This window comes from Fulvivirga lutimaris, from assembly GCF_009711525.1.
GTDB classification, from domain to species: Bacteria; Bacteroidota; Bacteroidia; order Cytophagales; family Cyclobacteriaceae; genus Fulvivirga; species Fulvivirga lutimaris.
This window is the reverse complement of the sequence record NZ_SMLV01000389.1, coordinates 16,437-27,285: the sequence shown is the minus strand read 5'-3', so window position 1 is coordinate 27,285 and position 10,849 is coordinate 16,437. Positions and strand designations below refer to the sequence as shown.

13 protein-coding genes are annotated in these 10,849 nt (G+C 38.1%); 7 read left to right on the top strand and 6 right to left on the bottom strand.

The window, feature by feature from the left end:
* The coding region (locus E1140_RS12475) for a DHH family phosphoesterase (protein WP_155184083.1) at positions 1 to 959 on the bottom strand (959 nt) is incomplete at its 3' end.
* A gap of 182 nt (positions 960 to 1,141) precedes the next feature.
* Between E1140_RS12475 and E1140_RS12470 the strand changes: the two genes are divergently transcribed.
* On the top strand, positions 1,142 to 1,561 hold the full coding sequence (locus tag E1140_RS12470) for a nucleoside-diphosphate kinase (protein ID WP_155184088.1): 420 nt from the start codon (positions 1,142 to 1,144) through the stop codon (positions 1,559 to 1,561).
* Positions 1,562 to 1,615: 54 nt separating this feature from the next.
* Here the strand turns inward: E1140_RS12470 and E1140_RS12465 are convergent, their stop codons facing one another.
* On the bottom strand, positions 1,616 to 3,061 hold the full coding sequence (locus E1140_RS12465; RefSeq protein WP_155184081.1) for an aldehyde dehydrogenase: 1,446 nt from the start codon (positions 3,059 to 3,061) through the stop codon (positions 1,616 to 1,618).
* Between the two features lie 7 nt (positions 3,062 to 3,068).
* Complete coding sequence (locus E1140_RS12460; RefSeq protein ID WP_155184078.1) at positions 3,069 to 3,857, bottom strand: SDR family oxidoreductase; 789 nt, start codon at positions 3,855 to 3,857, stop codon at positions 3,069 to 3,071.
* 71 nt (positions 3,858 to 3,928) lie between these two features.
* Here E1140_RS12460 and E1140_RS12455 point away from each other — a divergent pair, with 71 nt between their 5' ends.
* Genes E1140_RS12455 through E1140_RS12440 form a run of 4 tightly spaced genes read left to right on the top strand, consistent with a single transcriptional unit; the run spans position 3,929 to position 7,545 of the window.
* The gene (locus E1140_RS12455) at positions 3,929 to 4,453 is read left to right on the top strand and encodes a 3-hydroxyanthranilate 3,4-dioxygenase (RefSeq protein ID WP_155184076.1); all 525 of its coding nucleotides are present in this window, start codon (positions 3,929 to 3,931) and stop codon (positions 4,451 to 4,453) included.
* Entirely contained in the window at positions 4,453 to 4,929 is a 477-nt protein-coding gene (locus E1140_RS12450) for a methylated-DNA--[protein]-cysteine S-methyltransferase (protein WP_155184073.1), read from the top strand. The genes E1140_RS12455 and E1140_RS12450 overlap by 1 nt, the downstream gene beginning before the upstream one ends.
* Before the next feature lie 19 nt (positions 4,930 to 4,948).
* Positions 4,949 to 6,217, top strand: coding sequence for a kynureninase (gene kynU / locus E1140_RS12445; RefSeq protein ID WP_155184071.1), 1,269 nt, complete (start codon positions 4,949 to 4,951; stop codon positions 6,215 to 6,217).
* Positions 6,214 to 7,545, top strand: coding sequence for an FAD-dependent oxidoreductase (locus E1140_RS12440; protein ID WP_155184068.1), 1,332 nt, complete (start codon positions 6,214 to 6,216; stop codon positions 7,543 to 7,545). Before kynU ends, E1140_RS12440 begins: the two co-directional genes overlap by 4 nt.
* Here the strand turns inward: E1140_RS12440 and E1140_RS12435 are convergent.
* Both E1140_RS12435 and E1140_RS12430 read right to left on the bottom strand, forming a co-directional pair.
* Complete coding sequence (locus tag E1140_RS12435) at positions 7,540 to 7,989, bottom strand: hypothetical protein (protein WP_155184066.1); 450 nt, start codon at positions 7,987 to 7,989, stop codon at positions 7,540 to 7,542. The genes E1140_RS12440 and E1140_RS12435 overlap by 6 nt on opposite strands.
* Positions 7,990 to 8,040: 51 nt before the next feature.
* Complete coding sequence (locus E1140_RS12430; RefSeq protein ID WP_246202867.1) at positions 8,041 to 9,489, bottom strand: MltF family protein; 1,449 nt, start codon at positions 9,487 to 9,489, stop codon at positions 8,041 to 8,043.
* An 84-nt stretch (positions 9,490 to 9,573) separates the two neighbouring features.
* Between E1140_RS12430 and E1140_RS12425 the strand changes: the two genes are divergently transcribed.
* Complete coding sequence (locus E1140_RS12425; RefSeq protein WP_155184060.1) at positions 9,574 to 9,876, top strand: DUF4286 family protein; 303 nt, start codon at positions 9,574 to 9,576, stop codon at positions 9,874 to 9,876.
* Between the two features lie 116 nt (positions 9,877 to 9,992).
* Entirely contained in the window at positions 9,993 to 10,370 is a 378-nt protein-coding gene (locus E1140_RS12420) for a DUF1987 domain-containing protein (RefSeq protein ID WP_155184058.1), read from the top strand.
* On the opposite strand, the gene E1140_RS12415 is transcribed toward E1140_RS12420, so the two are convergent.
* A complete protein-coding gene (locus tag E1140_RS12415; protein ID WP_185153561.1) occupies positions 10,362 to 10,817 on the bottom strand; it encodes a GNAT family N-acetyltransferase in 456 nt (151 codons plus the stop codon). The two genes, E1140_RS12420 and E1140_RS12415, sit on opposite strands and share 9 nt — an antisense overlap.
* Positions 10,818 to 10,849: the final 32 nt, after the last annotated feature.

Here is a 10,849-nt window from a genome sequence, read left to right as displayed (position 1 = left end):
ACTGTTTCGTCAAGGCTAGCATGCGAGATTCCGCCAGCAGCATTTTTATGTCCCCCTCCAGAAAAGTTCTTTCTAGCAAATTCGTTAACGGAAAAATCACCCACCGAGCGGAATGACATCTTAACAGCTTCAGTTCTATCTATAATAACTGCAGCGAACTTTATCCCTTCTATAGACAAGGCATAGTTTACAAGCCCCTCGGTATCACCAGTCTTGGAGTGAAATCGCTCCAACTCCTTAGCGGTAATAGCAAAATAGGCTGTATTTAATTCCGGAATAACTCTGAGCTTTTCATTGAGCGCGTAGCCTATGAACTTAATCCTGTTTAACGAATTATTATCATAGATCAGCTTGGCTACTTTGGCGGTGTCAGCTCCTCTTCCTACTAAGTCACCGCAAACATCAAAAATGTTTTTAGTGGTATTAGGGTGTTTAAAGCTACCGGTATCAGTCATTATACCTGCGTATAGCGCTTCTGCTATATCTTTATCGATAAGGTCCTGATCCTTTAAATCAACTATCAGCTGATGAATAAGCTCTGCAGTAGCGGCCGCCTTAGTACTCCATAATACATATTGAGCAAAGTCTTCAGGCTCAAGGTGATGATCAATCAACACCTTGTCGGCCTTTGATTCTCTTACCAGATCGCCAACTTCATTAATTCGCTTTAAGCTAGAAAAATCAAGACAAAAGATCAGGTCGGCTTCTTCTATTACCTGCTCCGATTTACTTTTTCCTCCTTCACTATATTTCACCACATCATCATTGCCCACCATCCAATTCAAAAAATCCGGATAGTCAGTAGGACTTACTACTGTCACCTTATGATTTTTTTTCTTGAGATAAGAAGCTAGAGCCAAAGAAGAGCCTAAAGCATCAGCATCTGGTTTATGATGCGTGGTAATCACTATATTTTTCGGAGATTTTAACTTCTCCTTAAATGCTTCGAAATTTTGCATTACACTATAATCTCCCACAATCAACCGGGTCTGTAAAAAATTTAAGGGGCAAAATTGGTTATAAATTAGTTCTAAAGCAAAATGGAGCGATGGTACTATTCTCTATCAAATAAATGAAAGGAGCTATTCTTCTTTTAAATATTGTGCTACTTTTGCGGCAAAATTTAGAAAACAAAAATATTATGGCGGGAATTAGAACATTTACAATGATTAAGCCTGATGCTGTGGCAGCAGGTAACAGCGGTGCAATTATTAAAATGATTGAAGAAGCTGGTTTCAAAATCATTGCAATGAAAAAAACTTATATGTCTAAGGACAGAGCAGGTCAGTTTTATGAAGTACATTCAGAAAGACCTTTCTACAATGATCTAACTACTTACATGTCTTCAGGTGCTATTATTCCTATGATTTTGGAAAAAGATAACGCTGTTGAAGATTTTAGAAAACTTATTGGTGCAACTAATCCTAAAGATGCTGCCCCAGGTACTATCAGAGCTTTATTTGCTGAGTCTATTGAGGCAAACGCAATTCACGGTTCTGATTCAGATGAAAATGCTGCTATTGAAGGAAGTTTCTTCTTCGCAAGAACTGAACAGTTCTAATTTTCTAATTAAGAAATCGAAAAGCCTGCCTTGATAAATTCAAGACAGGCTTTTTTATTTTAAGGCAATACAAATATTCTTAGGTTCTGTAAAAAAGCGTAAAGCTTCCCATCCTCCCTCACGACCTACACCAGATTGTTTCATTCCACCAAAAGGTGTTCTTAAATCTCTTACAAGCCAGCAGTTAACCCAAATTATGCCACTCTTTATATTGTGAGCTACACGGTGTGCTCTTTTAAGATTCTCTGTCCAGATGGTAGCAGCCAGACCATAAGCAGTACTATTGGCAAACTCTATCACTTCCTCTTCAGTATCAAATGGCATTATGGTGACAACAGGTCCAAAAATTTCTTCCTGGTTAGTTCTACAGTCATGCGATAAGTTTGTGATTACTGTAGGAGCAATGAAATAACCATTTTCACATCGACCATCCACATTGATCCTACTCCCACCAATAAGCACCTCTCCACCTTCTTTCTTCGCAAGCTCAATATAGCTCATTACTTTATTCATATGCGGTTCGGAAACCACTGCTCCAACTTTCGCCTCATCTGTTAATGGGTCAGCTACTTTTAAGTTTTTAACTTCCTTAACAAAGGCACTAACAAACTTTTCGTAAATAGATCTTTCAACCATAATTCTAGAACCACATAAACATATTTGTCCCTGGTTCGCAAATGATGAGGTAACTGAAGTTTTTACTGCTTTATCGAAGTCACAGTCAGCGAAAATAACATTGGGATTCTTGCCTCCTAGCTCCAGTGACAATTTTTTAAACATTGGAGCTGCTGTAGCAGCGATACTTTTACCAGTTGATGTGCCTCCAGTAAAAGATATTACAGGAACGTCTTTGTGTTCAATAATCGCTTGGCCTGCTTTTGCCCCTAACCCGTGGACAATATTCAAAACACCAGCAGGAAGACCTGCCTCAATGCACAACTCTGAAAAAAGGAAAGCTGTCATAGGCGTAATCTCAGATGGCTTAGCTACCACAGTATTGCCAGCAGCAATTGCTGGAGCTATTTTCCATGTAAATAGATACAACGGCAGGTTCCACGGAGATATGCAGCCTGCTACCCCAATAGGTGTTCTAGTTGTATAGTTGATATATTCAGTGTTTGGTTGGTGCGACTCTGAAGCAAAATGCTCAATACCTGTAGCATAAAATCGCATATTGGCAGCAGCCCGTGGTATATCTACCTTTTTGGCAAGCTTCAAAGGCTTTCCATTATCTACTGACTCAGCCATTGCCAGCTTTTCATGATTTTTGTCAATCAAGTCAGCTATCCGGTTCATAACCTTGGCTCTGTCCGTAATAGATGTTTCTGACCAGGATTTAAATGCTGCCTTGGCTGATTGCACTGCAATCTCTACATCCTCTTTATCAGAATCTGGAATTTGAGAATAAACTTCCCCAGTCGATGGATTTACATTATCTAGATAAGACTTACTGATTGGTTCAACCAGCTCTCCATTAATATAGTTTTTTATCTTTTGCATCCTTCAATTATAAACAACTCAACCTTCCACCATCCACAGGCAGATTGATACCATTAATATACCCGGCAATTGGACTAGCCAAAAAACATGCGGCAGCTGCTACTTCCTCAGCAGAAGCAAATCTGCCGGCAGGTATTTCCTTCTTCATATTCTCACTTGATTGCTCAACAGTGATTCCAGCTTTTTCAGCCTTACTCTTTATAATTGACTCTAATCGACCAGTGAAAGTAGCGCCAGGCAGTACATTATTTACAGTTATGCCATAGGCTGCCAATTCGTTAGATAGTGTCTTTGCCCAGTTGGCCACGGCACCTCTGATTGTATTAGACACACCTAATCCATTAAGCGGTGATTTTACTGAAGTTGATATAATATTTATAATGCGTCCATATCCTTCAGCTTTCATAGTTGGAGTTACTGCTTTCGCCAAGATTTGATTGCAGATCAAGTGGCGATTAAATGCAAGATGAAATTCATCCAAATTGGCATCTATTGCTTTCCCAGCAGCAGGGCCACCTGAGTTATTGATAAGAATATGAATATTGATCCCTTGACCTATATAGCTTTTGATTTCCCTTTCAACCACATCTGGCTTGTCGAAATCAGCTACCAAAACATCATGACTTTGGCCCCTTTCTACAGTTAACTCGGCCTTTACATCATTAAGTTTTGCTTCATTTCTAGCCAAAAGGGTAATGGAAGCACCCATAGTAGCTAACTCAATGGCGATTGCTTTGCCAATTCCTTCAGTACTTCCACAGACCAACGCCCGCTTACCTGTCAAATCTAAATCCATAGAATGTAGTTATGTCTTATTTATAAATTCTAATTTTCGTTAAATTTAAAGAGAAAATAACAAACAACTTTATGGCTATTAGAAGACCTTTCAATCTCAAAAAATGGATAGAAGACAATCGTGACCTATTGAAACCTCCAGTTGGCAATAAAAATCTTTACACAGATGCTGGGAATTACATTGTAATGGTAGTTGGTGGGCCAAATGCCAGAAAAGATTATCATTATAATGAAACAGAAGAGCTATTCTATCAGCTTGAAGGTGATATAACGGTAAAAATTCAGGAGGATGGAAAGGCTGTAGAAATTCCTATAAAAGAAGGTGAGATGTATCTACACCCGGCAAAAGTTCCGCACAGTCCAATCAGACCTGCAGGATCGGTTGGGTTGGTAATAGAGCTAAAAAGGGAAAGCCTAACAGATGGTTTAATGTGGTTTTGCGATAACTGCAATAATAAATTACACGAAACTTATTTCACTTTGGAGAATGTCGAAAAGGATTTTCAGCCAAGATTCAAAGAATTTTACAGCTCTGAAGAAAGTAGAACATGCTCTAAATGTGGTCATGTCATGGAAACTGACCCTAGATTTGTTTAATGGGTCAATCCAATTTTAATTCGCCTATTGGGCCCATTGCTACCTATTCTGAAGATGATTGTATAACTCAAATAGAATTCAATCAACACCTTGAGGAAGAAGAAACTGATTCAGTAATTGAGAGTTGTAAGACCCAGTTGACCGAATATTTTAAAGGCCAACGTAAGACTTTTAATGTCAAAATTAAACCTGTAGGCACAGAGTTTCAATTAAGAGTTTGGAATAAGCTAAAAGAAATTCCTTTCGGAAAGACCATTTCTTACAGTGATCTGGCCATCAGACTTGGAGACTTAAAGGCTATAAGAGCTGCCGGCACAGCAAATGGTAAAAACAAAATACCAATTATCATTCCTTGTCATAGGGTGATTGGCAAAGACGGGAGTCTGGTGGGTTTTGCGGGTGGCTTAGAAATCAAAGAGCAATTACTCAGACAGGAAGGTGTGATTTCGGGGGAACAGATAAAGATTTTTGGCTAATATTGGCAAAATTTGAATTATGACTTTTGAGAACTCCTTACAATTCGCTCAATCTTTAGACGAAAAAGATCCTCTTAAAACTTATCGCGACAAGTTTCATATTCCTAAAATAAACAGGAAAGACTGTATCTATTTTACTGGTAATTCTTTAGGGCTGCAACCAAAATCAACAAGACAGTTTGTTGAAGAAGAACTTCTGGATTGGGAGAAATTAGGTGTTGAAGGTCATTTTCATGCTAAAAAAAGACCTTGGTTCCATTATCACAAATTTTCAAAAGAGGCTTTAGGCAAAATTGTAGGAGCAAAGCCAAGTGAGGTTGTTTCCATGAATAGCCTAACTACCAACCTCCACCTGATGATGGTTTCATTTTACAGGCCATCTGAAAAGAAATTTAAAATAGTTATGGAAGAAGGTGCTTTCCCGTCTGATCAGTATGCGGTTGAAAGTCAGGTGAAATTTCATGGGTTTAATCCTTCCGAAGCCATCATCGAAATTAAACCAAGAGAAGGTGAAGCCACTTTAAAAACGGATGATATTGTCAATACAATTGAGAAAAATGCTGACAGTATTGCATTAGTATTATTCAGTGGTGTTCAATATTATACCGGTCAATATTTTGATCTAAAATCAATTACAGCAGCTGGCCATAAAGCTGGGGCAAAAGTTGGTTTTGATTTGGCACATGCTGTAGGCAATGTGCTTGTTAACCTTAATGATAGTGGTGCTGACTTTGCCGCCTGGTGCAGTTACAAATATCTAAATTCAGGGCCTGGTGGTGTAAGCGGAATTTATGTCAATGAACGTCACGCGAACAATCCTGACTTACCAAGATTTGCAGGCTGGTGGGGTCATAATGAGGAAGAGCGTTTTAAAATGGAAAAAGGCTTTATCCCCATGGAAGGAGCTGATGGCTGGCAGCAGAGCAATGTCAATGTTTTATCAAGTGCTGCACACATGGCATCACTTCAAATTTTTAAAGAAGCTGGCATAGATAAACTAAGAGCAAAAAGCCTTCAACTAACAGGATTTTTAGAGTATTTAATAAAGAGCGACCTCGAAGATTCAGTTCAGATTTTAACACCTAAAAATACGGAAGAAAGAGGTTGTCAACTATCGTTAGTAGTTAAAAAAGATGGCAAGAAGGTATTTGATACACTCACCAAAGAAGGTGTGATTGCTGATTGGAGAGAGCCTGAAGTTATAAGGGTGGCTCCTGTGCCTTTGTACAATACTTTTGAAGATGTTTTTAATTTCTATTCGATAATGAAAAAAGTTTTGATCGAATGAAGCAAGTAAAGAAAATAGGAATTGTTGGTGCTGGACTAGTGGGCTCGCTAATGGGTATCTATCTGGCTAAAAGAGGATATACCGTTAATGTATTTGAAGGAAGGCCTGATATGCGTGCTGCAAATCTTGCAGGGGGCCGATCAATAAATCTTGCATTGAGTAATAGGGGCTGGTTACCATTAAAAGAGGTTGGCCTTGAAGCTACTGTTGAAAAGATGGTTATCCCGATGCGTGGTCGTATGATGCACGATGAAGAAGGGTTTTTGAAGTTTCAGCCTTATGGTAGAGGGGGTCAGGCTATCAATTCAATTTCACGAGGTGGACTCAATGAAGTTCTGGTAAATGAAGCAGAAAAAAATGGCGTTAAGTTCTACTTCGAACATAAATGTGTAGGTACCAATTTCGAGGAGAGCATCCTGTTTTTTGAAAAAGATGGTAAAAGAGGCAAATATCAAGCTGACCTTATTATAGGTGCTGATGGTGCCTACTCCGTAGTTAGAAGGTTGATGCAACGCACTGACCGTTTTAACTATTCACAACATTATATTGAGCACGGTTACAAGGAACTTTCCATACCAGCAGCACTTAACGGTGGCTTCCAGATTGAGAAGAACGCATTGCACATCTGGCCAAGGGGTAAATTCATGCTTATTGCTCTACCTAATCAAGATGCCAGTTTCACTTGCACGCTTTTCTTTCCTTTCGAGGGCGAAGTTTCCTTTGCATCTCTGGATACCGATGAAAAAATTAAGTCCTTCTTTGATACTACCTTTCCTGATGCTGTTGAGCTAATGCCATCTTTAATGAAGGATTATCATCGCAATCCTACGTCATCCTTAGTTACAGTTAAAAGTTATCCATGGGTGAAAAATAGAACTTTGATTATTGGTGACGCTTCTCATGCCATTGTCCCTTTTTATGGTCAGGGAATGAATAGCGGGTTTGAAGATTGTAGGGTTTTGAATCAAATGCTTGATGAGCACCAAGATGATTGGGATAAATTACTGCCTGCCTATCAGAAGTTGAGAAAACCAGATGCTGATGCTATTTCAAATCTCGCCTTGCAGAATTTCATTGAAATGAGAGACCTTGTAGCAGATGATAATTTTCTACTAAGAAAACAGATAGAGGCTAAATTATCAGACTTGTATCCTCAAAAATGGATTCCTCTGTACTCCATGGTCACTTTTAAAGAACAAATGAGGTATTCTGATGCTTTAGAAATGGGCAAAAAACAAAAAGCCATCATGGATAAGGTGATGGCTCAAAATAATATTCATAAAAACTGGGAGTCTCTCGATTTTGAGAGCATTGTCAATCAGCTATAAGCCCAACTCTTGTTTTAATTTATCATAATTTGCCTTTTCATCTGGCTCAGGATCAGCATCCGGGCCAGCAAAAAGATCTAAGGTTTCATTTAAGAATTCTACCGAAGCAGCGTTATTTGGTAAATATTCTTTCAGCGCCTCCAGAAATTTATTTTCCCACATCTCTCTATTCTTAAGAAGATACCTTATCTCGGCCTTATAAATAAGCATCAGATTTTCTTCCTTCTCGTCCGTTCCAAGGTTATCAGAAGCAAACTCGTCACCTAATATTTTTGACAGCTGCTTAAGCGTAACCCACTCTTCAGAATCAAGTAGGCCATCGCTCATCACTAAAATACATGATGGCAAAAGGTGCGCTATATATATAAACTGCTCCTTATTAATATCAAGAAACCTCACTTGAGTGTATTCCTTATACAAGCTATCCATCTTAGAAACCGACATATCCTTATAATTTAACATGACTTTTGCTAAAATATAATTTTTGAAATTATTTCAACTATTTATAAGCTGTTTATACTGTTCATAATAAAGCAGAATGTCCCTAACATAGTTAACTGGTTCATCTCCTCTACAATATCCAGAATTAACAATAGGATCAGTAAAATATTCCTTCGTAGACTTTAACAACAAATACTTTTCTACATTGTCATTCCATTCAGTAGGATCGGCACCATACTTATCAGCTAGATTTCTGGCATCCTCCACATGGCCCAGTCCTACATTATAAGAAGCCAAAACAAATTTTATTCTTTCATCTTCATCCTTGATTGTTTTAGACCATAGTCCATCCAGATATTGTAAGTAGTTGCCTGCTGCAAAGATATTTTGCTTTGGATTGTACAAATCTCTTGCTCCAAACCTTCTTCCCGTTTCTGGCACTAACTGCATTAAACCAATTGCTCCAGCCCATGATTTTACGTTTGGGTCAAATTTAGATTCCCTATACATTTGAGCAGCCAGCAACCTCCAATCCCACCCTAGCGAATCAGCAGCTTCTTTTAGGTATTCATCATATTGAGAAATACTTTTACCTCCAAAGGAGGAAAAATCACTTTTAGCCCTAAGGGTAGATGCTCTAGTGCTCTTAAAATATTTGTTATAAATGACATTAAATGTCGGCTCTTTCTTAATCTTTTTTAACCAAGCATTTGCCTCTCTAAGCAGCTCTGTGGCATTGGGCCTAACGGCCCAAGCAATTTTTTGCGGAAAACTAATAGGAGTCTTTACATCAATAGAAGGATAATAGGAAGCATTTACAATGGCTACAGTTTCATCAGCAATGGTATATTCTATTTTACCTTCTGCCACATTCTTAATAAGCAACTCAGTTTCAACCGAATCTGGCTCCTCCACTATTATAATATCACCACCAATTTCCTGAGCTAAGCTGTTGAGTCGGTCAATATAAGAGGAATGCTTTCTAACATGAACTTGCTTACCTAATAAATTTACCTGATCTCTGATAAGTGATTTTTCCAAACCTTCTTTCGTTAGCTCATACCAATTATCAGGCTTTCTCTGAACCAGCATTTGTCGTGTGGTAAAATGTCTGGATGTAAAAGCTACACGCTCTTTTCTTTCTTTAGTAACCGTTAGCGAATAAGCTATAATATCTCCTTCACCATTATTCAGCATTTCAAAGGCACGCTCAATGCTAGGTGTAAATTTTATCTCTAACGGCAAGTCCAAATAGTCAGAAAACAGCTTTAACAAATCATAGTCATATCCCATTGGTCTGCCTTTATAAATAAAGTATCCAGTGGAACTGTTATCAACTATTGCCACCAAGGAACCCCTCTCCCTAATCTTATCCAAATCAATATTAACCGCATCTGGGTATTCAGTTTTTGTATTCTTCAGGTTATCACTTTCATTGCCCGAGCGGTGACAGCTACCAACAAGTGTGATTAATGCAATTAGAATAATTGCCTTGTACTTCATAGACAAAATGGACATCGAAGTTGAAAATAATGATAATTTTGCTGCAATAAAAAATAATGACCTCTCGCATAGAAACAAAATACCATGGTTTTATATAATGTAACAGTAGGAATTGACCCGGATGTTGAGCACGAATGGCTGGATTGGATGCAATCAGTTCACATTCCAGCAGTAATGCATACAGGTATGTTTGTAGAACATAAAGTATTTAAAGTTCTTAGTCAGGAAGATGAGGAGACTGTGTCGTATAGTATTCAATATTTCGCTAAAGACATTGAGTTTGTAATGAAGTATTTGAATGAATTTGCACCTCCTCTGGTCGAGGAACACAAAAACAGGTACCAAAACAGACATGTAGCTTTCAGAACACTATTGCAGCAAGTTTAGCCAAACAGCAGAAAGTGCTATTTTGTGCTTTGACCAAGCTTTTGTACCAGTAAACGTTTCCTTTTCGGAATAATCACATACTTTGTTGAGTTTCATAGGAGTTGAATAGAATAACTATGAAAACATTTATGCTCGAAGCTTCGGAAGATTCACCATTAGTTTATCTTAATGCAGACAACGGAGAATTAGTATTGAGAGGTAGATCCTATATGGAAGATACAGTACCTTTTCAAAAGCCTATAATCGATTGGTTGCGTAACTATATTCAAAAACCAAGACCTTACAACTCTTTCAAAATTGAGCTTGATTATATCAATTCGGCCTCACATCAAATGATTCTTGGTATAATAGCTGAGCTGAACAAGTATTTTATTTTAGGTAAGAATTTCGAAGTAATCTGGACTTACCAAAGAGAGGACGAATACATGGAAGATTTGGCTCAGGAAATGAAAGAAATGTTTGATCTGCCTATAAAAGAAATGGTATTAGCCTAACTCAATATTACAGTTGATCCACTCGCCATCTAAATTAGCATTGTAGTACTTCTTGTAAAAGTTAATTGCTGGTTCATTCCAATCTAGCACTTGCCACATCATACCTGTACAATTTTCTTCTTTGCCTTTTTGAATCGTCCGGTCAAAGAGCATCTTTCCTATGCCTTTACCGCGCTCAGACTCCGTTACAACAATATCTTCGAGGTATAGCCGCTTACCTTTCCAGGTAGAATATCGGTAATAATAAATAGCTATACCAACTATGTGGTGATCATCATTTTCAGCTACAAAAAACCCATATATTGGATTTGGCCCAAACCCATCAACTTCCATCTGGGCAACAGTATTATCTACAGCATCCGGCTCATTTTCATAAACAGCCAATTCTTTAATTAGCTCTAAAACTCTTGGCAAATCAGCTTTTTCGCCCACTCTAATCTTCATAATTAATAGATTTAAAAAGGCCATCTTAAATTAAG